The organism is Pseudomonas sp. AC229, from assembly GCF_979254655.1.
The window spans coordinates 101,941-125,738 of record NZ_CEEDHK010000007.1; the positions used below are offsets into that span (position 1 = coordinate 101,941).

Here is a 23,798-nt window from a genome sequence, read left to right on the forward strand (position 1 = left end):
TTGCTCCATGAGTGGATGAGTGAAACGCAATTGTAGCCGCTAATCAAAACAATGCCGACGCCCTATGATCGCTGCACATTCACCGCTGCCCCCGTTCATTGGCAGCTTCCATCAGGAGTCGTCATGTCTATTTCAGCGCTTCGTACTGCCATTGGTAGCCGCACCGACAGCCACCGCAGCGTCACGCATCGCACCACTGGCCATCAACATGGCGCCATCGTGCGGTTGATGAGCCCGAGCGATTTCGGCGAACTGATAAAGCCGTTCGTGTTTCTCGACCTGTTCGAGGGCGACCGCTCTTTCCTTGGCCAAATGCCGATGCACCCGCACTCGGGCATTGCCACCGTTACGGTGATCACCGAGGGCAATTTGCACTTTGATGACCCGCAATCCGGCAGCGGCGAGATCGCCTATGGCGGCGTGGAGTGGATGCGCGCCGGTGGCGGCGTGTGGCACGGCAAGGAAATGAGCGCCGGCACCTCGCAGCGGGTTCAGGGCTTCCAGCTGTGGCTGGCCTTGCCGCCCGCGCTGGAAAACGCCGAGGTCGACAGCCAATACATTGAAGCGGCCGAAATGCCCCACGCTGGGCCGGCGCGAGTGATCGTCGGTGAGCACGGCGGCGTTCGCAGCCCGGTGCGAGCGCCCGAGGGCGTGAATTATTTGCTGGTGACGCTGGGTAAAGGCGAGACCTGGGAATACGTACCGCCGACGGGCCACACCTCGTTGTGGGTGAGCGTGAGCCGTGGCCACCTGAGCGCACCGGAATTTATCGAAGCCGGCGAGTTGGCGGTGTTCGAAAAAGGCAGCCAGGCCGTGCGCCTGACGGGTGGAAAAGACGGCGCCGTGTTCGTGCTCGGCTCGGCCAAGCCCCATCCCCACGACCTGCACCTGGGTTACTACTCGGTGCACACCAGCGCCGAAGCGTTGCAGGCAGGCGAAGCAAAAATCGCTGAAATCGGACGTCGGCTGCGCGAGCAGAACAGCGTGAAACGCGCGTCCGGCTCGGTGCCCATTTTCAAATAACACAACACTCGCAAACGGCCCCTCGGCCCTCGAATTTTCTGGAGAACATCATGAGTATCGGCATCATCGGTTCAGGCGCCCTGGGCGCAAGCGTGGCACGTGCGTTGGCGAAAAAAGGCATCGCTGCGACGATTTCCAACAGCCGTGGCCCGGCATCCCTGGCCGCCTTGGTGGCAGAACTGGGCCCAAGCATTACGGCTGGCACGGTGGCGCAAGCGGCCAGCGCCGACATCGTCTTCGCCGCGATCCGCTGGACCGACGCCGAAGCGGTGATGACGGCGCTGCCTGCGTGGAACAACCGCATCGTCATCGATGGCACCAACCCGGTGGCGTTTCTCGACCCCGCCAGCGACGACGCCAACGACCCGAGCAATCCGCTGGCGGCATACGGCATCAAGGCCATTGATCTAGGCGGCAAAGATTCCAGCGCGGTGTTCAGCACCTACGTAAACGGCGCCCGCGTGGTGAAGGCGTTCAACCATTTGGATGTGAATGTGTTGGCTGAGCCAGAAGTGGCCGGTGGCAAGCGCGTGCTGTTGTACTCCGGTGATGACGCCGCCGCGAAAACCGAGGTGCGCGCGCTGATCGAAGCCATGGGCTTTCACGCGGTAGACTTGGGCTCGCTGGCCGTGGGTGGCCCGTTGGCGGCGCTGCCGTTTGGCGCCTTTGCGGCGCAGAACCTGATCAAGATTTAAAGCCGTTTGCTGAAACGAAGGCCCGCCACCATTGGCGGGCCTTTGGCGTTTTCGGCGATCAGGTTTCTACGCCGCTGTCGCGCTCGCGTTGATTTTCCGCCGCTTCATCCTCGCGTTGCGGCTGCTCGTTTTCCGCCGATTCGTCGGTGGGCTTGCCGAGCAATTCGTTGGTGGATTTTTGCGCGCTGTCGATTTGCTCGTTCAGCGCATTCACTGTTTCGCTCACCGTTTCCCGAGCAATTTCCTTGGCCGCTTCGCTGGCTTTTTCGGTGAGTTTTTGTGCCGAGTCTTCGGCCATTTCACAGCCGCTCAGGGTCAAGCCAAGCGCGGCGAAGAGGGCGAAAACAGGCAGGCGTGATGCGTTCATGTGTTTCTCCAGCAGGAATGTGCGCCCCGGTTTCAGCGGGGCGCGCAATGGATCAGGAATGTTCGGTGTTGGTTTCGGCAGGCGGGTCGTTGCGGGTTTTCCACAACGACAGCAGCACGCCGCCCAACAGCAGACCAAGGGTCACGCTCAGGGAAATAACCGGCGGTGTTTTGCCGATGATGCCCACCAGGAAAATCTTGCAGCCGATAAACACCAGCACTAGCGCCAGGGCGTATTTCAGGTAGGCGAAGCGGTGAATCATCGCGGCCAGGGCGAAGTACAAAGCGCGCAGGCCAAGGATCGCGAAGATGTTCGAGGTGTAGACGATGAACGGGTCCTGGGTGATGGCGAAAATCGCCGGCACGCTGTCGACGGCGAACACCAGGTCAGCACATTCGATCAGCACCAGAGCCAGGAACAACGGCGTCGCCCAGAGCACGCCACGACCTTCGGCGTTCGGCTGGCGCACGAAGAAGCGGCCTTCGTGCAAGCGGTCGGTGACGCGCATATGGCGGCGAAGGAATTTCACCATCGGGTTTTGCGACAGGTCCGGATGATCGTCCACTTTGCTGAACAACATGCGCACGCCGGTCAGCAGCAAGAACGCGCCGAACACGTAGAGAATCCAGCTGAACTCGGCGATCAACGCGGCGCCCAGACCAATCATCAAAGCGCGCAGCACGATCACGCCGAGAATGCCCCAGAACAGCACCTCATGCTGGTACTTACGCGGGATGGCCAGGAAGCTGAAGATCATCGCCATGAGAAAAACGTTGTCCATCGACAACGACTTTTCGATGAGGAAGCCGGTGTAGAAATCCATGCCGGCGTCGCCGCCTTTCATCTGCCAGACCCACAGGCCAAAGAGCAAACCGGCGGTGATGTAGCCGGCCGACAGCAGCAAACTTTCCTTCACGCCAATTTCGCGATGCTCACGGTGAAGCACCCCGAGGTCGAAGACCAGCAGGCTGATGACGATGGTGATGAAGACGAGCCACAACCAGGTGGCGGTGCCGAGGAACTCGGCCATGAAGAACGGTTCTAGGGTGCTCATAAGCCCCTCCTAAGTCAGAGTTGTACAAACTGCAACTCCGACATGGCAGCTAGAAAAAGCTGTCAGAGGGGCCCGGCGTCGCCGCGACAATTTAACAGGCGATGCAACGTGCTCAAGTGTTGAGTCGTTGCAAAGTGTCTCTGCCGGACGGGGAATTACGGGTTATGAGCGGCTGATTTCTAACGTAATTAACGCGGGTCAGGCCAGCGCATCCAGCTCGGCGATCAATGCTGGCGGAATCACCAGGTCGCTGGCGCTGAGGTTTTCCTGCAAGTGGTTGACCGACGAAGTGCCGGGAATCAGCAGCAGATTCGGCGAGCGTTGCAGCAGCCACGCCAACGCCACCCGCATTGGCGATGTGTCCAGGCGCGAGGCGACGCTGGACAGCGCTTCGGATTGCAACGGCGTAAACCCACCCAGGGGGAAAAACGGCACATAGGCGATGCCCTGTTGCGCCAGGTCGGCGATCAACTGTTCATCGTTGCGATGGCTGAGGTTGTAGTGATTCTGCACGCAGACCACCGGCGCAATTGTCTGCGCCTGTTGCACCTGCACGGTGGACACATTGCTTAAGCCCAAATGTCGAATCAGCCCTTGCTGTTGCAGCTCGGCGAGTGTGCTGAAGCCTTCTTCGATAGACGCCTCATCCGGTGCGTGCAGGTTGCCCCAGGCGCGGTAATTGACCACGTCCAGCGCCTCGACACCGAGGTTACGCAGGTTGTCGTGTACCGCGCTTATCAGCTCGGCGGGGCTGTGGGCCGGGTTCCACGAGGCGTCAGCGCCACGTACTGCGCCGACTTTGGTGACGATCACAAGCTCGTCGCCATAAGGCGCCAAGGCTTCGCGAATGAGTTGGTTGGTCACGTGCGGGCCGTAGAAGTCCGAGGTGTCGATATGGTTCACCCCGGCGGCCACGGCCGCGCGCAACACGGCGAGGGCGGCGGCGCGGTCTTTCGGTGGGCCGAATACCTGCGGCCCGGCCAATTGCATGGCGCCGTAGCCCATGCGGTTAACGCGGCGGTCGCCGAGTTGAAAAGTGCTGGCGTTGCTCATGGGTATGGCCTCGTTTCGGTGGGGGAGGCGGCCACTATAGGCATTGACCACTGTGCTGATAATGCGCTGCAATCAGCACGGGTTGTGCGGAAGGGCGAACAATGCAGACAGACATTCAAGACCTGCTGGCCTTTGTCACCGTGGTTAACGCGGGTGGCTTTCGGGAAGGCGCGCGGTTGAGCGGCAAATCGGCCTCCAACCTCAGCGAAGCCGTGCGCCGGGTGGAAGCCGACCTCGGCGTGCGCCTGCTCAACCGCACCACCCGCAGCGTGGTGCCCACCGAAGCGGGCACGCGCTTGATGGAGCGCATCGTGCCGGCGCTGAGCGAAGTGGAGTCGGCGCTGGACGTAGTCAACGACTTCCGCGACCGGCCCTCCGGCACGCTGAAACTCAACGTGCCGTTAAGCGCCGCGCGGCTGGTGCTGCCCGCGATCATCACGCCGTTTCTGCAAGCGCACCCGGACATCCGCCTGGAAATCATCGCCGAAGAAAGCTTTGTCGACGTGCTGGCGGCCGGTTGCGATGCCGGCATTCGCTACGACGATCGCCTGGAACAAGACATGATCGCCGTGCCCATCGGCCCGCGCATTCAACGTTTCGCCACAGCCGCGTCACCCGCTTACCTGGCCGCCCACGGCACGCCCAAACATCCCCGTGATCTGCTCAAACACGCCTGCATACGTGGCAAATTTCCCAGCGGCGCCATGCCGTTGTGGGACTACGAGCGCAAGGGCGAAATCATCAGCGTGGACCCCAGCGGCCCGCTGATCGTGCGCGTCGGCGGCGCCGTCGACCTGGCTGTGCAAACGGCTGTCGATGGCTTGGGCGTGATTTACCTGTTCGAAGACTGGCTGCGCCCGCATTTTGAAAGCGGCGCGCTGGTGCCGGTGCTGAAACCCTGGTGGCAATCGTTCTCCGGCCCGTTTCTGTATTACCCGGGGCGGCGCTATTTGCCGTCGCCGCTGCGGGCGTTTATCGACTTTGTCAAAAGCACCGCCTGAGCCGGGCCGCCGTAGTCAGAACCCGGCTTCGCGCCAGGCCACCGCACCGGCTGTACGCAAGAAGCGCGAAATCGGCGATTCCCAATTCCCTGCGATCGCCACGCGGCCGCGTACCAGCAGGCTGGTGGCGGGAACGGCGGTATCGAGGGCGAGTACCACGCGGTACACGGCGTGCTCGGGATACAGAATGCCGGCTTTTTCGCGCACCAGAATATGCCCGCCAGAGGTGGTCGACAGCGCCGCTTCGCCGAGCGTGCGGCTGGCGTTGTGGTCGATGCTGGCGACGTGCGCGTTTACGTTTGGCCCACCCATGCCGTCGGCAATAAACAGCGCGCGATCGCCAATCTGCAAGCGGCGGATTTCGTCTTCGTCGACATAGGTCACCACCTGCCAGGGGCCGTCGCCGATCAGTTCGCCTAGCGGTTCCTGGATTTTCAGCCAGTCGCCCTGGCGCAGGTCCGGGTCAATGTCCACGAAGCGGCCAGGGTAAGGCGCGACGGGTTGATAGCGTTGCAAGTCGGCGCCCACCGTGGCCTGCTCGGCGTTGGCATGGGCCAGTTGGTCTTGCAACAGCAACCAGTCTTTGCGGGTTTTGTTGTCAAACGCCGCTGCGCCGGATTGCCAGCTCAAGGCGTCTTGCCGGGCGCCGGCTTCCTTGGCGCGCAGTTGCAGGTCAGGCGAGGCCAGGCTGAGCAGCGGTTGTTCAGCCGCCACGGCTTGGCCGTTGGCGACGGGAATTTCACTGACCACCGCGTTGGCGGGCGCGTACAAGCCCATGTGCTGTTGCGGTTGCAGCAGGCCGCTGGTGAGTACGCGATTGGGCCAGGGAATAAATACCAAGCCAATCAGCAACAGCATCAGCAATGCCGATAACCGCACCCGCCCGTGCTGTCGAATCGTCGGCCAGCGGCTGCGCCATTCCTTGACTTCACGCCACAGCGGCATGGCGATAAACCAGCTGATTTCGACGATAAACAAGAAGATGCCCACGGCCTTGATAAAGAAGTGATAGACCAGCGCGGCGATGCCGAGAAACAGCACCAGGCGGTAAATCCATACCGCCCAGGCAAAGATCACGAGTCCCTTGTGCCGACGCGGCGAAAAATATTCCGGCGGCGGTTCTTGAACGTTGAACAGGCGTTCGCGCAAATCCCAGCGCGCCAGGGCAAACGCGCGGCTGTGCAGGTTGGGGATGCCGAGGTAGTCGGACAGCAGAAAGTAACCGTCGAAGCGCATAAACGGGCTGCCGTTGATAATCAGCGTCGACACCCATGTGGTGGTCGAGAGCAGAAACGCGATCTGCTTGGGTCCACCTTCCGGCAACCAGGCCCACGCCAGCGTGGCCCAAGCGGCAATTGCCAGCTCGGTAAGAATGCCGGCGCCGGCTACGGCCAGTCGTTGCTCGCGGCGGGGCAGGCGCCACACATCATTGGTGTCGGTGTATGCCACCGGCCACATCACCAGAAACGCCAGGCCCATGGTCGGCACGCGGCAACCGTAGTGCTTGGCAGTGAACGCGTGGCCCAGCTCGTGACAGGTTTTGGCAAAGAACAGCGCCGCGCCATAGGCGGCCATGCCTTGCCAGGTGAGCGTGTCCATAAGGGTGGCGACGAAACGCTCGCTTTCGCGGTACGCCGACATGCCACCGATTACGGCGGCCAGCAGCGTTAACCACCAGAACACCGGCGTGAAGGCAAACCCCACGCAAGGCTTGGCGCGCCGCAGAAAACGATCCGGGCGCACCAGCGGAATACGGAAGAACAGGTAGTTGTGCAGCAACCATTCACTCCAACTGCCGCGCTGTTTGGCCAGGCTGGCGGCGAAGGCGGGCGCCGCGCCGAGAGAAGGCTGCAGCAGGTGCTGATCGCGCAGGAACGTTTGCAGCTCGTCGAAGGCGGGCAGGTCGAGTTCGAGTGTGGTGTCCCGGTTCACTTCTTCGACAATGGCGCGAGGCTGCCCCAGATGCCAGCGGCTGAGCATCTCAAAGTTGGGCCAGTCGATCTGGAAAAACAGGTTGCGGGCCGGGTCGTGCAGCGTCCAGCTCGGTTGCCCATCGCTCAGCCGTGGGCCGGGTTCGATGGTCAGTTCGTCGCGCAGAATGGGGAGTGTTGCGGCCATGGCCCTGCGCCTCAGATCGCCAGAAACTGGCGTACGGCAGCCAGTGGCCGACGCAGCACCCAGTAGGCCAGCGGCACCTGGTCGCCGTAGAGCTTTACCGTGCCTTTCAAGCCGATGCGTTGATCCGACGGGGTCACCAGCGTGGCGCGCACGCGGTAGGCGAAACTGCCGTCTGGGCGTGCCGTGGCACGGTGGCTCATGTAGCGAATGGTGCCCTCAAGCGAGGTGAGCGGCGAGGCGGCCAGGTACAACTGCAAAGGCGCCCGGTCGGCCAACGGAATGGCGTCGCCGATGGGAATCCAGGCTTCGATTTCCACTTCATTGGCGGCGGCCACTTGCAGTATTTTCTCGCCGGTTTGCACCGGGCGGCCGATCCATTCGCTGGGGTCGTCGAGCAGTACGATGCCGGCGCTTGGGGCGAGCACGCGGGAGCGTTCGGACTGGCCCTGAAGGAACGTGGCTTGCGCTTCTTTCTCAGCGATCTTGCCCAGCAGCGTGGAAATCTGCGCGCGCGCTTGCGGGTCATTGAGCATCATCTGGCTGGCCTGCCGGTACTCGGCGCGTGCGGTGGTCAGCGCTTCGCGTGCCACGGCCAAGCGGCTATCCAGCGGCGCCTGATCGAAGGTGAACAGTACCTCGCCAGGGTTGACGCTCTGGTTCGGGCGCACGCTGAAATCGGCGATCACGCCGTCCAGCGGTGCGCGAATAGTGGCCGGGTTGGCCGGCACCAGTTCGCCTTGGGCCAGCACCGTGAGTCGCACCGGAAAACACAGCACCCCAAGCACGATAGCTGCGCCGATGGCATAACGGCGCCAACGCAAGCCGCTGCCTGTACGTTTGGCCCACGGCGTCCAGCGCGCGGGACGCTGTAAGGCCAGCCACGCGTGTTGCCAGATGTCGCGCCATTCGCTGAGTAACGCATTCAGCTCCGGCGCCAGGGGATGCTCGGCGCCTAGCAGCACGCCACCGCCCACGGCGGGCAGCGGCAACCAGGTGGCATAAGCGGGCAGCCATTCGGCCCATTCGGCGCTGATCTCGGCAGGTAGCGCGTTGATGTCGATGGCCAGCGGCGCGTCGCTGGTGTGTGTGCTCGAAAGATGCCGGCCGAGCCGCTGCAGCCACTGCGCATACGGTACGTTGCCGTCCACCGACACCACACCCGACAGCGCGCGCACGCCGCCATCGCTCAGCCATAACGCGGCCTGGCGGTAAGCGAGCAGGGCGCGGGTGTCGTTTACCAGCAAAAAGCCCAGCTCGGCGGTGGTGGCTGCCGCGCGCGCCCGTTGCCCCAGTTCGATCAATGTCAGTAGCGGGTTGGCGGGCGCGGTTACCGCTTCATTCATGTGCGCCGACCATCCGCTGCGGCGGCGAGCCCGGCGAGACGGTTGGCGCCGTGGCTGCGAGCGTCACGCAGCTGCTGGGTAAGGCTGCTGCGGCCGCCCAGCTCTGCGGCTGCCGGCAGCGCAGTCTGTGCCTGATCCGGCCGCGCAATAACGATGTCGAACTCCTGTATCGCCTCATGGCCCAGGCCGTCGCGGGCGATTACGCGCACGGTAAGTTTGCCGCTGAAATCAGCCGGCGCCTTGCCTTCAAAGCGACCATCACGGGAGTTGAATTTCAACCAGCTCGGCAGCGGACGGCCATCGGCGAGCTCTGCGGTCAGGCGCACGGTTTGCCCCGGCTGGCTTTGCATAAACGACTCGGCGTTCACCTGCAGGCTCACGCGCTCACCGCTTTGCACCACCAGGTCGGTGAGCGGCGCACGGCTGCCCACACCGTCTCGGCCGCCCATGAACACCAGGCCGGCGCCTGGGCTCATCAGCTCAGCCATACCGCCGTTGACTTCGGCGCTGCTAGACAGCGCATCGCCAAACAACGTCGGCGATTGCCAAGGGTTACCTACACCGTTATCGAACGTGGGCGGCAAGGGTGCGGCCGGTTCGCTGACGCTTGGCGGCAGAAACGAGGGCGGTTGGGCAATCGGCGGCAATGGATCAGGGCGAACCGGTGGAGTTTGGAAGCCTTCGGTAGGCACGGTCGGCACGGTCGGCGGCACCAGCGTGCCGACAATTAGTTCGCCCGTGGTGGTGTCGGTGGCGCTGTTACCGGCCAGATCGACGACCGTGGCGGTGACGCTGTATTGCTGATTCAACGCTAGCGTCAGCGCGCCGCTCACCGGCACCGCCGAGGATAAATCCAGGCTCCAGGCGCCTGCCACCGGCGTTACGTCGTACGTCGCGCCGCCTACGGTGATGGTCAGGGTTTCTCCGGCCGACAGGCTGGCATTGCCGGTGAGCAGCGGCGTCACGCTCGGCGTAGTCAGCGGGTCCACGGTCGGCACGGTGGCGGCGGTGTCGTAGATATACGACTGCGACAACACCGGGCCGTCGTTGCCGGCGATATCGACCACTTTGACTTGCAAGGTGTCCGAGCTGACCAATGTTTGCCCGTTGAGCAGCCAACTGCTGCTGCCGACGGTAGTGGACGCGGTGGCCCACGTCGCGCCGTTGTCCAGCGACACCAGCACGCTTTCGCCGGCCGCCAGGTTGGCCGACAACGTGCCGCTGATGTTTTGGCCTGAGTTGCGGGTAATGAAGTCACTTTGCGAGGTGCCGGAGTCGGCCGAAAAGTTCACGCTTGCGACGGAGGTGTTGGAGCCCGTGGTGTCCAGCACGTACGCTGCGGCGCTGGCGTTGCCGTTATTGCCCGCCGCATCGGTGACACGAAAACGCAGCGTGTCGCTGCCGGCTAGTGTTACGCCCGTCCAGGTCAGCGTAGTGCCCGACACCTTGCTGGTGATGTCGGCCCAGGTGGCGCCGTTATCCAGCGAGCCATAGACAATGTCACCCGCACCGGGCGCGTTGCTCAGGGTGGCGCTGATGGTTTGCGCGGCGACGTTGGTGATCAGGTCGCTGTCGCTGGCGCCGTTATCAGCCGAAAACGAGATACCGCTGAACGTAGTGGTTGGGTTGGTGGTATCGAGCACATAGGCCTGAGCGAGGGCGCCGCCATTGTTGCCGGCGTCGTCCGAGACACGAACCCTCAGCGTGCTGCTGCCCGCCAACGTCTGGCCCGCGAGCGACCAGTTTTTGCTGCCGACGCTGATAGTGGCCAGCGTCCAACTGCTGCCATTGTCGAGCGAGACATACACGTTCTCGCCCGCTGCCAGGTTGGAAGTCAACGTGCCACTGATGGTCTGCGCCGCTGTTTTGGTAATGAAGTCGGTGCCCGAAGTGCCGGTATCGGCGGAAAATTTCGCGGTATTGACGGTATTGGTCGGCGCCGTGGTGTCGATGATCAGGTCTTTATTCGCGCTCAGCGAGCCCGCCGTGCCGGGCGTGGCCAGGGTTACCGAGGCGTTCTGGTGACTGCCGCCGGCTTCAATGATGGTGGCGCCGTTTAGCGCCAGGGCAGTGGTGGCGCTGTAGTCGAGGTCGCTGCTGTTCTGACCGGCAGCCACCACGTATGTAAAGGTCAGCGTGGCGCCGCCCGAGCCACCGGAATAGGTGGCAATGCCGCCGTCGCTAAGCGCCAAGGTCGGCGAGCCGTTGGTGGTGTCGACGGTGACCGCGCTGGAAAAGTCGACGGTGATGGTAACGGTTTGGCCCGCGCCATAGCTGCCGTCAAGGGTGCTGGCGGCGACGTTGGTCACGCTTGGGTTTGAGCCGTCTACGTTCACGCCGGCTGTGCTTGCCACGCTATTGAGCGTTGTACTGGCGTCATTGCCGGCCGTATCGCGCAGGGTGCCGCCGTTGGCAGATAGGGCCCCTACGCTAATACCGTTTGCGTCGGAGTCGCCGTTGACGACGGTGTAGCGAAACACCAACGCACTCGTGCCCGAGCCGGACACGTAGGTGGCAAAGCGCGTGGTTGCGCCGACCGTCAGGGCAATTCGCGGCGTGCCGCCGGAAGAATCGACGGTGACGGCTTCGCCGAAATTCACCGTGAAGTCCAGGTAGTCGCCGGTGTGGTAAGTGGCACTCGGCGGTACCGCCACCGCTGTGGTGGCAGGTGCCGAGGTGTCCAGCGTGTACGCCTGAATGCTCGTGACGCTGTCGTTTCCCGCCAGGTCGGTGACGCGAAAACGCAGGGTCGAGTTGGTGGAAACGAGCGTGGCGCCCGTCCACGTTAGCGTTGTGCCGCTCACTTTGCTGGTGACGTTGGACCAGGTAGTGCCGTTGTCGGTAGACGCCCACACGGTATCCGTGCCGCCTGGCACTGCGCTGAGGGTGGCTTGAATGGTTTGGCCGGAGAGGTTGGTGACCAGATCATTGGATGACGACCCGGTATCGGCGGAAAACGTGACGTTGCTGAACGAGATGGTGGGCGGTGTGGTGTCGAGGGTGTAGGTATGCGTGTAAGGCGTAGTGGTGTCGCCGTTGGCAGCGATGACGCGTGCCTGAAAGGTATTGGAACCGGCCAACGTGGTGCTGGTGCTCCAGGTATTGCTGCCCACGGAGTAGGTGGAAGCATCCGCCCAGTTGGCCCCGTTATCGAAAGAAACCTGTACCCGCTCGCCGGTCGAGAGGTTCCCGGAAAGCGTGCCACTGATCGTTTGTGCCGCCGTCTTGGTGACGAAGTCGGTATTGGTGGTGCCGTTGGCGGCGGTGTCGGCCGATAGCGTGGCGCTGGCCACGGTCGGCGGTGCGAAGAGGGTGATGCCGAAGTCTTGAAAGGTGGTGTAGTTGGCCGCGGTAAAAATAAGGCTGGTGACATTCTGCAAATTAAGCGTGATCGGATGAAGCAGGCCGTCGGCCGGGCCGAGGTTGACCGTCACATTGTCGGTGGTGCCGTCGGCCCGGGTGAGGGCAATATTCATTGAACTAACGAACGAAGCCACTTGAACGTTGCTTAAGTTGAAGCTCGAGCCGTTTTGGATGGTGACCTTTAAATAAATACTGTCTTGGTCGGCAGACATCGAATACAAACCCGAGCCGTCGCTATAGACATACAGCTCTGGCCCGCCGCTTTCGAATCGGATCGGTGTTCCACCGACCACTTTGTTAATGGAATTTACCTGTCCGTTGCCATCGATATCTGCGCCGTTGTCATCGCCATCCTGGCCGTTAACAAAGCTGACCGTTTGCAGCACGCCGTTGTAGTCTGGCAGCGAAAGCGCTTGCGCTTCGATAGCGCCGCTATGCGCTTCCAGCACCCAGTCTCCTCCCTGTTTCGCGGCGCCGGTCAGGTCAGTCGATGCCGCCACATCCGCCCCGGTTGCTTGCGCCAGACCATTAAGCAGCGCGGCGCTGTCACCGGTGTCGCAGCCGTACAGCAGTAAATCGCCTTCACTGCCCAATGCCTGACCTAACTGCGCGAGTTCGGCTTTGGTGCTCGCATCGCTCAGCGACGCTTCGGTGATGTGCGCGGTGCCCAGGTTGAGCACGCCTTCGGAGCCATGGGAAAGGATATGAATGGCGTCCAGCCCGCTCTGGGTCGAGGCCCATTGGGCAATCTGCGCCAGGCCGTCTTTGCTGCCGTCGAATTCGACAATGCCCACGCCATCGCGCACGCCCGCTTCCAGCGCTTTGTAGTTGGCGAGCGAGGTGTCGACCAGCACCACTTCCTTCTTGCCGTTGTCTTTGGCCGGCTCCGCCTCACGCACGGTGACGGCTGGCGGCAAGGCGGGTGCGGCGGTGGCGGCAGCGTCCGGGGTTTGCGCGGCGTGGGCAGCATCGGCCACGGCGGCGCCGTCGAACATAAAGCGTTGTTCCAGAGACAACAGCTGCGAGTTGCGCCGCAAGCGCGGGCCGGCCGTTGCGTTCATGGCAGAACGAAGCAGGGACGCGATGGACTGGTTCATGGCTAACTCCTGAGACAGCTGTTCGGAACAACGCTGATCACGTAAAGGCGGCTCGGGCCGGTTTTGTTGTTTATTGCGACGGCGGGTTCATCACCACGTTGCCGCTCATGCCGGCCATCAACTCGTCAAAGCGGCCGTCGATCACCGCGCTGAGTTTGATCGACTGGGTTACAGCGTCCACCCGCGCGCCGATTCGCTGCACCTTGGCCGGGTAGGTTTTGCCGGTTTCATCGATGTTCACGTCAAACGTGGCGCCGGGCCGTAGCCACGCCAGCCAGCGCGAGGGCACGATGAATTCAAGTTCCAAGGTGCTGTCATCGAGAATTTCCAACAGCGCCTGGCCGGGCTGAACGAACTGTTGCTCGCGCACTTTCTGCTCGGCAATTCGACCGGGGAAGGGCGCGGTGATCTGGCATTTGCTGAGCAGCGTGCGGTTGGCTGCCACCTCGGCCTTGGCTTTCAGCGCCTCGGCTTTGGATACATTCAATTCGATGTTGCCTACCGAGTTGAGCTCCGCCAGTTTCTGGTTGCCTTTCCAGCCGACGTCGGCGGCCATTTGCGCGGCCTCGGCCTTGTTCAACTGCGCTTGCTGGAGCAGGCAATCGAACTGCACCAGCGTTTGCCCTTGCTTGAACGACGCCCCTTCAGCCAACGGCAAACGGGTGATCTTCGCGCCGATTTCTGCCGAAAGCGTGGTGTAGCGCTGTGGCGTGAGCTGGGCGCGAATCTCGCGGTTGTCCAGAGACGACTCAGCCGCATTCACGCTGCCGGTCGCGAGCATGGCGACCAGCGTCAGCGCTGTGCAACCCGCTTTCATTGGGCCGCCTGCACCGGCGGCAGTTGGCCCTGGTTCCAGGTGTGCAGGGCGTTGCCGACCACATCGGTGAGCTGCGCCAGCGGCATGCTGTCGGAGCCTTCAACCACCGGCTCCAGACCCAATGTAGCTTGCAAGCGCGACGCCGCGGCCTGGCTGTTGGACAGCGCCTGGTAACGACGCAGCTGCGACAGCACCGCCGCGCTTTGCTGCGAGACGCGGTCCAGCGGGGTGAGCTTCGAGGCCTCAGCCTGGTTGCTGATTTGCGTAGACATGCGCTCGTCTACCGAGGCAATGGCGTCCGCGCGCGCCAGTTGGCGAGTGGCGTTGGCGTATTGCAGGCGGGCGATATGCAGTTTGGTCAGCACCACCATTTGTGTGGCCATGCGGCGCTGATCGGCCAGGGCGACGCCGGCATCGGCCAGACGCATTTGCGCTGGTGCGGCCAGCAGACCCATCAGGTTGTACGAGATCTGCACGCCTGCGTCGGTCCAGTGGCGGTTGATCAGGTAGTCGTCATCGCTGGTGCGGTAGCTGTAGTTGAACGACACCCCGGGGAACAGTTTGAGCAGGGTGCGGCGCGTTTCTTCCTGTGCGATGCGGCCGTTATAAATACCTTCGCGCAGGTCCGGGTTACGCAGCAGGGCATATTGTTCCAGCTGGTCCACCGGTTGGTTGAGCCAGGCGCCGTTGTTGTCGTTAGCCGGCTCGACCACGGTGAAGTCGGCCACCAGCGGCAGGTTGGTCAGCGCTGCCAGTTCGATGCGCGCGGTCGACAGTTCTTGCTGAATCATCTCCAGCAGGCGCAGGTTTTCCAGCAACTGACGCTGGTAGCGCAGCGGTTCGAGCGGCGAACGGATTTTCTCGTTTTCGGCGGCTTGGGCGTCTTTAAGTGCTAACTCGGAATCGGCAATGGTGGTACGCAAAACCGGCAGCAGCTTCTGCGCTGCCACCACGCGCCAGTAAGCGCCGCGCACCTCTTCCATCAAGTTATGCAGCGCCTTGCGGCGACGCTCGCCAGCGATAAACGCGCGGTCGGCGTTCTGTTTGGCGGCGTAATAGCTCTGGCCGAAGTCCAGCAGGCTCCACGAGATACCGACGTCGGTGGTGATCGCTTCGCGGCTGGAGGAAATGTACGGGTTAGCCAGGGACGGTTCGCCGGTCACCGAATCTTCGCTGCGCGAGATCAGTTCTTTATCACGGCCACGGTAGCCGGCGGAGGCGATGAGCTTGGGCAGCATGTCGAATTGGCCGACTTCAAACGTGCCTTGCGCCACCGCTTGTTCCATCGCGTGGTAGCGCTGCTCGGCGTTGTACTTGATGGCCCGGGCTACGGCGCCTTCGAGGGTGAGCGGGCCGATGAGCGGCTCAACGTCGCGCGCCAGGGCGGCCTTGTCGGCGGCGACGGTGCTGCGCACTTCGTCTTCGGTCAACGCGGCGGTGCCGAAATTCAGCGTGGAGCAACCCGCCAACATCAGCAGCCCCCCAACAAAGACAAAGCGTGTAGACATGCGCAACGTTGATGCTGGGAAGGACAGGGGCATTGAGGGCTCTCTTATTCGAAGTCACAAAGCGACCTGTCAACGAACTTCCGTGGTCGCACAGCGGTTCGCGAGTGTAAGCGCAGCAATATTTCGATGAATAGAGGGGAACTTTAATAATTGTGCTGGTTCTAAGCGCGTTTTTTTCGACGACGCGATAGATTTGGCGGCCAGCACCGGTCAGCGCCGCGTGCGAACCCATCACCACAATGGGCATCCACTGTTGAACACCCCCACAAACAGGAGACCAGCATGAGCCAGTACCAGCCAATGAATTGCGACTTGTACGACTACCTCGAAATCGCCTGCATGCACGCTTATCCGTTGCGGATTGAGCTGGTCGATGGCGGCGAACTTCAGGCCACTGCGCTAGACACCCGCACCGCGCCAAGCAAGGAAGAGTTCCTGCGGGTGCGTGACGAGCAGGGCGAGCGGGAGATTCGTCTGGATCAGCTACTCGCCATAACGCCACTTAACGAAGGTGCGCAGTTTGGCCGGGTGGAATTGTCCGGCCAGGCGTGCGAAGCGCCGAAGTCGTAACGCAAATAGAAAAGCCGCCCACATGAGGCGGCTTTTTTACGGGTTAACCGAGCTTCACGTTCATGGTGATGCGCGCCGTAAAAACCTTCACGCCGCCTTCGTCGAAGATCTCCACCGGCACTACTTTGTCGCCGCCGGTTTGCCAGTCAATGGCGCTGCCGTCGGCGATGGCGCGTACCGAAGTTTTGGCTTTGGCCAGGTATTCGACGGTCATGCCTTTGGGAATCCAGCGCGCACCGGCTGGAATCGACACTTCAGTCATCATGCCGCCCGCCAGTTCGGCTGCGTTGCACAGGGCGATGGCGTGAACGGAGGCGAGGTGGTTGGTGATTTCCTTGCGAAACGGCACGTTGACTTCGCCACGGCCGGGTTCAAGCACGGAAATTTCCGGGGTGATGGTGCTGAAGTACGGCGCCATTTGGCAGGCCATGGAACTGAACGCCGAGGCGCCAACGCTTTGGTACATGCTGAGTGTTTGACTCATGGACGGTGACCTTTAACGAGTGAAGAAAGCGAAAATAAACACAGAAGTAGAATTCTGTTCTAGAACAATATTCTGGTTATTCGATTCTGTCAATCACTCGTCGGGTCGATGCGTTTGTCTTACCATCGCGCTTTTTCCGGACGCGACCATGGAACCTGTTGATCTGCTTGAGCGCTGCTACCCTGGGCGTCGCGCCGAGACCAAGCGGCAAATCCTGCGCACGGCGTTGGCGCTGTTCAATTCGCAGGGTATTGAAGCCACCACCATCGACACCGTGCGCGCCGAAAGCCAAAGCAGCGTCGGTTCGATCTATCACCATTTCGGTAACAAGGAAGGGCTGGTGGCGGCGCTGTACCTCGCTGCCCTCGACGATCAGGCGCGGCTGAGAGATGCGTATCTGGCTGGCATCACCTCCACACAGGCGTGGGTGCATGCGCTGGTGCACAGCTATTTGGATTGGGTAGTGAGCGAGCCGGACTGGGCGCGCTTTCAATACCAGGCCCGCCACAGCGTGGCGCAGGGCGCTTTCAGTGAACAGCTCAAGGAGGCCAACCTGGCCAGAAGCGCGCAATTGCGCGACTGGTTCAGCGACGCCGCGCACCGCGAAGAATTGCTCGATCTGCCGCGCGAGCTGATTCCCTCGCTCATCATCGGCCCGGCCGAAAACTTCTGCCGCGCCTGGCTCTCGGCGCGGGTCAAACAAAGCCCCGACGCCTATCGCCAGCCATTGGCCGAGGCGGCGTGGCGGGCAGTGGGAAGGCTGTAGCGCGGCAGCAGCGCGGGCCCAGACGACTCTCGTCAAATTGGGCAAGAAACGAAACAAATCAGGCAAGAAGCCGCCAACCGCTGTGCGCATACTTCCGCGATCCATTCGTAGGAGTCGCCTGTGAAACATGCCGTCAAATCCCCTGCAGGTGAAAACCCCAACGTTGCCGTATTGGCGGACGCCGTGGCCCGGCTGTTGCGTGCCGACGACGACCTGGTAACGGCCTATCCCGCCCTCAGCCTGTTCCGTCGCCGCTCGGTCACCGAGCCCATGCATTGCCTCTACGGGCTGGGCATTGGCTTGGCATTGCAGGGCGCCAAGCGGGTGATGGTCGGCGACGAGGTGCTGCATTACCGGCCGGGCGAATCGATTGTCACCAGCGTCGACCTGCCGGTTCTGGCCCATGTCACCGAAGCCAGTGCGGCCAAGCCGTACCTCGGGTTGATGCTGACGTTCGACCGCGCGCTGGTGATGCAAGTGGCGGAAACCCTGAACCTGGCCCCGCGCATGAAAGACGAGCGCTTCCGGCCCATTACCGTGCAAGCCCTGGATAGCGACGTGGTAGATGCCCTGATCCGCCTGGTCGCCTTGCTCGACAACCCGGAGCTGTTGGCCCCGCTGGCGCCGCTGATTCAAAGCGAAATCATCGTGCGCTTGCTTAGCGGTGTTCACGGCCCGCAGCTGCTGCACATCGTGGCGGCAGGCTCGCCCAAACAGCACATCGCTAAAACCGTGGCCTGGCTGAAGAAAAACTTCCGCGAAACCCTGCGCGTCGACGACATGGCGCAGAGCGCGCACATGAGTCCTTCCACCTTTCGCCAGCACTTTCGCGCGGTCACCGGCATGAGCCCGCTGCAGTACCAAAAGCAACTGCGCCTGCAGGAAGCGCGGCAATTGATGCTCAGCCAGAACGTCGACGCCAACAGCGCCGGTGCCATGGTCGGCTATGAAAGCTCGTCGCAATTCAGCCGTGAATACAGCCGCCTGTTCGGCGCGCCGCCGCAGCGCGACATCCGTCGCATACGCCTATAACGCGCGGCTTGCAGCCCAACGGTTGTGTCTGCAAATTTCGTTGAATCAGGCAATTGCGCGCGTGGATCAGGCAAGTGATCCGCGTGCTCGGCCGCGCATACTGGCCGCCAGCTATTCCCTCGACCATGCCGCACCGCGTTCTTCGCGCCGGAGGATTTCATGCTCACGCTCACCGTCAATAACCAAGAAATGCGTGTCGACGTCGCCCCCGATACGCCGCTGCTGTGGGTTCTGCGCGACACCTTGCAGCTCACCGGCACCAAGTTCGGCTGCGGCATGGCGATGTGCGGCGCGTGCACCGTGCACCTCGACGGGCAGGCCATTCGTTCCTGCGTAACACCGGTGTCGGCGGCGGTGGGAAAGCCGGTGCACACCATCGAACGCATCGGTGAAAACGGCACCGGCAAGGCGGTGCAACAAGCCTGGCAACAGTTGGATGTGGTGCAGTGCGGTTACTGCCAGTCGGGGCAGATCATGAGTGCGGTGGCGTTGCTGGAGAAAAACCGCACGCCCACCGATGCCGATATCGACCAGGCCATGGCCGGCAACGTATGCCGCTGCGCCACCTACGTGCGCATCCGCGCCGCCATTCACCAAGCCGCCAAGACGCTGGCGTAAGCGAGGGATCGGCCATGAGCCACTCGATAGAAAACCAGAGCCGTCGCCGCTTCCTGCAAGGCTCCGCTGCGGGGCTGACCTTGGCGGTGTACTTCCCCTGGGCGATGAAACCGCAGCTCGCCCTCGCAGACGGCCAAGCCGCCGCGCCGGCATTCGAGCCCAATGCGTTTGTGCGAATCGGCGAGGACAACAGCGTCACCGTGTACGCCAAGCACCTGGAGATGGGGCAGGGCGCCTACACCGGTCTGGCGACCATCGTGGCTGAAGAACTGGACGCCGCGTGGTCGCAGGTGCGGGTCGAAAGTGCCGCCGCCGATGCCAGTCGCTACAGCAACTTGCAGTGGGGCTCACAAGGCACCGGCGGCAGCAGCGCCATCGCCAACTCGTGGGAACAACTGCGCAACGCCGGCGCCTCGGCGCGCGCCATGTTGGTGGCAGCCGCTGCCCAGCGCTGGCAGGTGCCAGCGAGTGCCATCACGGTCGCCGACGGGGTGGTCAGCCACGCCGCCAGCGGCAAAACGGCGACCTTTGGCGAGCTGGCCAACGCCGCCGCCGAACAGCCAGTGCCGGCGCAGGTGCAGCTCAAAGACCCGAAAGACTTCAAGCTGATCGGCCAAGCGATACCGCGCAAAGACTCCGCCGCCAAGGTCAACGGCACCGCGCAGTACACCCAGGACATTCACCTGCCCGACATGCTCACCGCCGTGGTTGCCCACCCGCCGCGCTTTGGCGCCACGGTGAAATCCTTCGACGCCAAACCGGCGTTGGCGGTGCCCGGCGTGGTCGACGTGGTGCAGATTCCCAGCGGCGTCGCCGTGCTCGCACGCGACACCTGGAGCGCCAAGCGTGGGCGCGACGCGCTGGTGGTGCAGTGGGATGAGACGGCCGCGTTCAAATCCAGTTCGGCCGAACTGGAGGCGCGCTTCAAAAAGCTCGCCGAAAAACCCGGCGCGGTCGCCCTCAAGAAAGGCGATGCCGACACCGCCATGACCCAATCCAAGCACGTGCTGGAGGCCGCTTACGACTTCCCGTACCTGGCCCACGCCGCGATGGAGCCGATGAACTGCGTCATTCGCGTAGGCAAAGACCTGTGCGAAGCCTGGTTTGGCGCGCAGATGCAAACCTACAACCAGCAAGTGCTGGCCGAGCTGTTCGGGCTGAAGGTCGAGCAAGTCAAAATCAACACCCTGTACGCCGGCGGCAGCTTTGGCCGACGCGCCAGCAAGAATGCCGATTACATTCTGGAAACCGCCCACATCGTCAAAGCCATCAACGCCCGCGCCCCGGTGAAAATGGTGTGGCTGCGCGAAGACGACATGCAGGCTGGCCTCTATCGCCCCATGTTTCACCACACCCTGCGTGCCGGTCTGGACGACAAGGGCAAATTGCTGGCGTGGCAGCATCGTCTGGTCGGCCAATCGGTGCTCGCCGGTTCCCCATTCGGCGCGGGCATGAAAGACGGCATCGACCCCACCTCCGTCGAGGGCGCGTCCAATCTGCCGTACAGCATCGACGCCATGCTGGTTGATCTGCACACCCCCGACGACATCCCCGTACCGGTGCAGTGGTGGCGCGCAGTGGGTTCCACCCACACGGCGTTTTCCACCGAAACCTTTCTCGACGAACTGGCCCAGGCCTCGGCGCAAGACCCCGTCACCTGGCGCCTGGGCATGCTGGACAAACACTCGCGCCATGCCGGTGTGCTGAAACTGGCCGCCGAGAAAGCCGGTTGGGACAAACCGCTGCCGCCCGGCAAAGACGGCGAGCGCCGTGGCCGTGGCGTCGCGGTGCACGAAGCCTTTGGCTCGTTTGTCGCCGAGGTGGCGGAAGTGACCGTGCAAAGCAACGGCCGCTTCAAAGTCGACCGCGTGGTGTGCGCCGTGGACTGCGGCATTGTCGTCAACCCCGACGTGGTCCGCGCCCAGGTTGAAGGCTGCGTGGGCTACGGCTTGTCGGCGGCACTGAGCGAAGCCGTGACCTTCACCGACGGTAAAGCCGACCAAAGCAACTTCCACAACTACACGCCGCTGCGCATCAATGACATGCCTGTCGTTGAAGTGCATATCGTGCCGTCGGCCGCCGCGCCCACCGGCATTGGCGAGCCGCCCTTGCCGCCACTGGCACCTGCCGTGGCGAACGCCTTGGCGGCAGCGACGGGCAAGCGCATCCGGCGTCTGCCGATTGGCAACCAGTTGGTCGGTTGATCATGCAGCACCTCGACGTGCACGTCGCCGAGCAGGCGCTGGCCTGGGCTAGCGCCGGCGAAACGGTGTGGCTGTGTACCGTGCTCAGCACCTTCGGCTCATCGCCTCGCGAACCCGGCTCCATGCTAGCTGCGCGTGCCGATGGCCAGCACGTCGGCTCGCTGTCGGGCGGCTGTGTAGAGGAAGACTTTCTCGAACGTCTGCAAGCCGGTGCCTTCGAGCGTGACGTCAGCACCGTGCGCTACGGCGACCCGGATGGCCCACAAGGCGCGCGAATCGCCTTGCCCTGCGGCGGCATTCTCAACGTGCTGGTGGAACGTCTGGCGCCCACCATTGCCACCCGCGAGCAACTGGAAACGCTGCTGGACACGCTGCTCGGCCAGCGCCACGTGATCCGCCAGATCGACGTGCGCAGCGGCGCGGCAACGGTGCTCGCCGATGACGGACTGGGCCAACGGGTGACCGAACTGCCCGACCAGCATCAGGTACATATTCGCGTTGGCCCGGCGGCCCGGCTGATCATTGCCGGCATCTCACCGGTCTCGGTGGCCTGCGCCGAATTTGCCCGCACCCTGGGCTTTGAAGTGATCGTCTGCGACCCGCGCGAAGATGCGCAGGCCGGCTTCACGGTACCGGGCATTGAGGTGCGTAAGGAACTGCCGTCATCGTTTATCGCCGCTGGCGGTTGCCACGGCGCCACCGCCATCGTCGCGCTCACCCATGACCCGCGTATCGACGACTTGGCCATGATCGAAGCGGTGCGTACCTCGGCGTTTTACATCGGCGTAATGGGCTCGCTGCAAACCTCACAAAAACGCGCTGAGCGTTTGCGTCGTTCTGGTGGTTTGAGCGACGCCGACATCGCCCGGTTACACATGCCTATCGGGCTGGACCTGGGCAGCAAAACACCAGCCGAAATCGCCCTGGCGGTGATGGCCGATATTGTTCGGGTACGGCGGGGGAGGTGAATATCTTCTGTGGGAGCGGCTTCAGCCGCGAGCTTTTGATTTCTCGCTCTTGACCCAGCTTTTGATCTCGCTTTTGATCTTTCGCTCTTGATCTACCCCGCACCGTTCATCGCAGGCCGAGTGGAGTCGTTGCGTAGGGGGTTGAGCGGCCGGGAGCCGCGAAAGGAGCATCGGGCCATGGATGGCCCGTTGTGACGGCCCCCGGAGCGGCGATGGAATGAGGGAAGTCGAAGCGCAGCGGAGACCCAAGGTAGGGGCTAGACCTTTTGCTGACTTTTGGGGCAATGCCAAAAGTCAGTCGCGCGTAAGGCGCGAAACAAAATGCCGCGCCAACGTGGTAACGAAGGATTGCTCCGATTCGAAAGCAAAGCTGAATACCAAGTTTTGCGCAGATATTCTTTACCGCGTGCGCTGAACGTTTTGTTTCGCGCCTTACGCGCGAGCTTCTTTTGGCATTGCCCCAAAAGAAGCCAAAAGGTCTAGCCCCGACCTTGGCCCTCCGCTGCGCTGCGGGTTCCCTCGCTCCGTCGCCGCTCCGGGGGCACGGTGCAACGGGCCGTCCCTGGCCCGATGCACCTCTCGCGGCTCCCGGCCGCTCAACCCCCTACGCAACGACTCCACTCGGCCTACGCTGACGGTGCGGGGTAGATCAAAAGCGTAGATCAAAAGCGAAAGATCAAAAGCGAAAGATCACAGCCTGGTAAGGCGCAATTGATTAAAACTTCGCGGCTCACGCCGCTCCCACCGGAGCGCGGTTGCCCGCGCCAGCTATTTCCGTTTCGGCCGCTCAACCCGCAATGCATCCAGAATCAACGAAAACGCCGGCGAAGGCTGGCGGCGTGACGGATAGTACAAGTGATACCCCGAAAACGGCGGACACCAGTCTTCCAACACACGGCGCAGTAAGCCCTGGCTCAGGTAAGGCTCGAATTCTTCCTCTGGCAAATACGCGATGCCCATTCCGCCGAGCACCGCGTCGGCCACGTGGGTGGTGGTGTTGAACACCAGTTGGCCGTCGACCCGCACTTTTACCGGCTGCCCACGGCGCTCGAATTCCCAGGCATCGACGCCACCGTAGGTGGGAAAACGAATGTTGATGCAGCGGTGATTGGCCAGGTCGCGCGGCGTTTTCGGAATCGGCCGGTCGGCGAAGTATTCAGGCGAAGCCACCGCCGCCATGCGCACGTCCGGGCCGATGGCGACGGCGATCATGTCTTGCGCCACCGTTTCGCTAAAACGCACACCGGCGTCGAAGCGGTCGGCGACGATGTCGCGAAAGCCGTAGTTCACGTCCAGCTCCAGTTTGATATCCGGGTACTCACGCAGCACGGGCATCAGCTTGGGCAGCAGGGTGGTTTTGATGATGTGGTCGCCGCAGGAAATACGCACGGTGCCTGCCGGTTTGTCGCGCAGTTCGGTGAGGGCATCCAGCTCGGCCTCGATTTCATCGAAGCGATGGCCGATGGCTTCCAGCAACCGTTCGCCCGCCGCCGTGAGCGAAACGCTGCGGGTGGTGCGGGTCAGCAGGCGAATTTGTAGACGCGCTTCCAGCGCCGATACCACCTGGCTGATGGCCGGCTGCGTGACGCCCAAGTGCGCCGCCGCCCGGGTAAAACTGCCCTCGCGCGCCACCGTCACGAAGGCCACCAGGTCGTTGAAATTGTGTTTTGTCATCGCCGTATGCGCCTTGTGTCCGGTAACGAGATCGCAGGGTGCG

At 62.7% G+C, this 23,798-nt stretch carries 19 protein-coding genes; 9 read left to right on the forward strand and 10 right to left on the reverse strand.

Annotated features, from left to right (window positions below; all coding sequences use genetic code 11):
* The first annotated feature begins 123 nt into the window (after positions 1-123).
* On the forward strand, positions 124-1,023 hold the full coding sequence (locus AC0IW7_RS11595) for a pirin family protein (protein ID WP_471818048.1): 900 nt from the start codon (positions 124-126) through the stop codon (positions 1,021-1,023).
* A gap of 50 nt (positions 1,024-1,073) precedes the next feature.
* A complete protein-coding gene (locus tag AC0IW7_RS11600) occupies positions 1,074-1,718 on the forward strand; it encodes an NADPH-dependent F420 reductase (protein ID WP_471818049.1) in 645 nt (214 codons plus the stop codon).
* A 58-nt stretch (positions 1,719-1,776) separates the two neighbouring features.
* Here the strand turns inward: AC0IW7_RS11600 and AC0IW7_RS11605 are convergent, their stop codons facing one another.
* From AC0IW7_RS11605 to AC0IW7_RS11615, 3 genes are all read right to left on the reverse strand, one after another.
* Entirely contained in the window at positions 1,777-2,085 is a 309-nt protein-coding gene (locus tag AC0IW7_RS11605; protein WP_471818050.1) for a hypothetical protein, read from the reverse strand.
* Between the two features lie 52 nt (positions 2,086-2,137).
* Positions 2,138-3,139: a TerC family protein gene (locus tag AC0IW7_RS11610; RefSeq protein WP_471818052.1), complete on the reverse strand. Its 1,002-nt coding sequence runs from the start codon at positions 3,137-3,139 to the stop codon at positions 2,138-2,140.
* Positions 3,140-3,337: 198 nt separating this feature from the next.
* Positions 3,338-4,192 (reverse strand): aldo/keto reductase family oxidoreductase, encoded by an 855-nt coding sequence (locus AC0IW7_RS11615; protein ID WP_471818054.1) that lies wholly within the window; start codon positions 4,190-4,192, stop codon positions 3,338-3,340.
* A 101-nt stretch (positions 4,193-4,293) separates the two neighbouring features.
* Here AC0IW7_RS11615 and AC0IW7_RS11620 point away from each other — a divergent pair, with 101 nt between their 5' ends.
* Positions 4,294-5,193 (forward strand): LysR family transcriptional regulator, encoded by a 900-nt coding sequence (locus tag AC0IW7_RS11620; RefSeq protein ID WP_471818055.1) that lies wholly within the window; start codon positions 4,294-4,296, stop codon positions 5,191-5,193.
* A 15-nt stretch (positions 5,194-5,208) separates the two neighbouring features.
* Here the strand turns inward: AC0IW7_RS11620 and AC0IW7_RS11625 are convergent, their stop codons facing one another.
* The 5 genes from AC0IW7_RS11625 to AC0IW7_RS11645 form a co-directional block, all read right to left on the reverse strand.
* Positions 5,209-7,311 (reverse strand): efflux RND transporter periplasmic adaptor subunit, encoded by a 2,103-nt coding sequence (locus AC0IW7_RS11625; RefSeq protein WP_471818057.1) that lies wholly within the window; start codon positions 7,309-7,311, stop codon positions 5,209-5,211.
* An 11-nt stretch (positions 7,312-7,322) separates the two neighbouring features.
* Positions 7,323-8,654 carry an efflux RND transporter periplasmic adaptor subunit gene (locus tag AC0IW7_RS11630; RefSeq protein ID WP_471818058.1) on the reverse strand — a complete coding sequence of 444 codons (1,332 nt, stop codon included), beginning with the start codon at positions 8,652-8,654 and terminating at the stop codon, positions 7,323-7,325.
* On the reverse strand, positions 8,651-13,114 hold the full coding sequence (locus AC0IW7_RS11635) for a DUF4347 domain-containing protein (protein ID WP_471818060.1): 4,464 nt from the start codon (positions 13,112-13,114) through the stop codon (positions 8,651-8,653). Before AC0IW7_RS11635 ends, AC0IW7_RS11630 begins: the two co-directional genes overlap by 4 nt.
* 70 nt (positions 13,115-13,184) lie before the next feature.
* Positions 13,185-13,931 carry an efflux RND transporter periplasmic adaptor subunit gene (locus tag AC0IW7_RS11640; RefSeq protein WP_471818062.1) on the reverse strand — a complete coding sequence of 249 codons (747 nt, stop codon included), beginning with the start codon at positions 13,929-13,931 and terminating at the stop codon, positions 13,185-13,187.
* Positions 13,928-15,439 carry a TolC family protein gene (locus AC0IW7_RS11645; protein ID WP_471818063.1) on the reverse strand — a complete coding sequence of 504 codons (1,512 nt, stop codon included), beginning with the start codon at positions 15,437-15,439 and terminating at the stop codon, positions 13,928-13,930. Before AC0IW7_RS11645 ends, AC0IW7_RS11640 begins: the two co-directional genes overlap by 4 nt.
* A gap of 282 nt (positions 15,440-15,721) precedes the next feature.
* On the opposite strand from AC0IW7_RS11645, the gene AC0IW7_RS11650 reads away from it, so the two are divergent.
* On the forward strand, positions 15,722-16,009 hold the full coding sequence (locus AC0IW7_RS11650) for a Rho-binding antiterminator (protein ID WP_463383327.1): 288 nt from the start codon (positions 15,722-15,724) through the stop codon (positions 16,007-16,009).
* Positions 16,010-16,052: 43 nt separating this feature from the next.
* Here AC0IW7_RS11650 and AC0IW7_RS11655 read toward each other — a convergent pair whose 3' ends face one another.
* Entirely contained in the window at positions 16,053-16,493 is a 441-nt protein-coding gene (locus AC0IW7_RS11655) for a hotdog fold domain-containing protein (protein ID WP_463383326.1), read from the reverse strand.
* Between the two features lie 148 nt (positions 16,494-16,641).
* Between AC0IW7_RS11655 and AC0IW7_RS11660 the strand changes: the two genes are divergently transcribed.
* From AC0IW7_RS11660 to AC0IW7_RS11680, 5 genes are all read left to right on the forward strand, one after another.
* The gene (locus AC0IW7_RS11660) at positions 16,642-17,259 is read left to right on the forward strand and encodes a TetR/AcrR family transcriptional regulator (RefSeq protein ID WP_471818065.1); all 618 of its coding nucleotides are present in this window, start codon (positions 16,642-16,644) and stop codon (positions 17,257-17,259) included.
* Between the two features lie 171 nt (positions 17,260-17,430).
* Positions 17,431-18,291 (forward strand): AraC family transcriptional regulator, encoded by an 861-nt coding sequence (locus AC0IW7_RS11665; RefSeq protein ID WP_463552113.1) that lies wholly within the window; start codon positions 17,431-17,433, stop codon positions 18,289-18,291.
* Between the two features lie 159 nt (positions 18,292-18,450).
* Positions 18,451-18,909, forward strand: coding sequence for a (2Fe-2S)-binding protein (locus AC0IW7_RS11670; protein WP_122493688.1), 459 nt, complete (start codon positions 18,451-18,453; stop codon positions 18,907-18,909).
* A 14-nt stretch (positions 18,910-18,923) separates the two neighbouring features.
* Positions 18,924-21,113: a xanthine dehydrogenase family protein molybdopterin-binding subunit gene (locus AC0IW7_RS11675; RefSeq protein WP_471818066.1), complete on the forward strand. Its 2,190-nt coding sequence runs from the start codon at positions 18,924-18,926 to the stop codon at positions 21,111-21,113.
* A 2-nt stretch (positions 21,114-21,115) separates the two neighbouring features.
* Positions 21,116-22,081 carry an XdhC family protein gene (locus AC0IW7_RS11680; RefSeq protein ID WP_463539527.1) on the forward strand — a complete coding sequence of 322 codons (966 nt, stop codon included), beginning with the start codon at positions 21,116-21,118 and terminating at the stop codon, positions 22,079-22,081.
* 768 nt (positions 22,082-22,849) lie between these two features.
* Here the strand turns inward: AC0IW7_RS11680 and AC0IW7_RS11685 are convergent.
* On the reverse strand, positions 22,850-23,755 hold the full coding sequence (locus AC0IW7_RS11685) for a LysR family transcriptional regulator (protein WP_471818068.1): 906 nt from the start codon (positions 23,753-23,755) through the stop codon (positions 22,850-22,852).
* Positions 23,756-23,798: the final 43 nt, after the last annotated feature.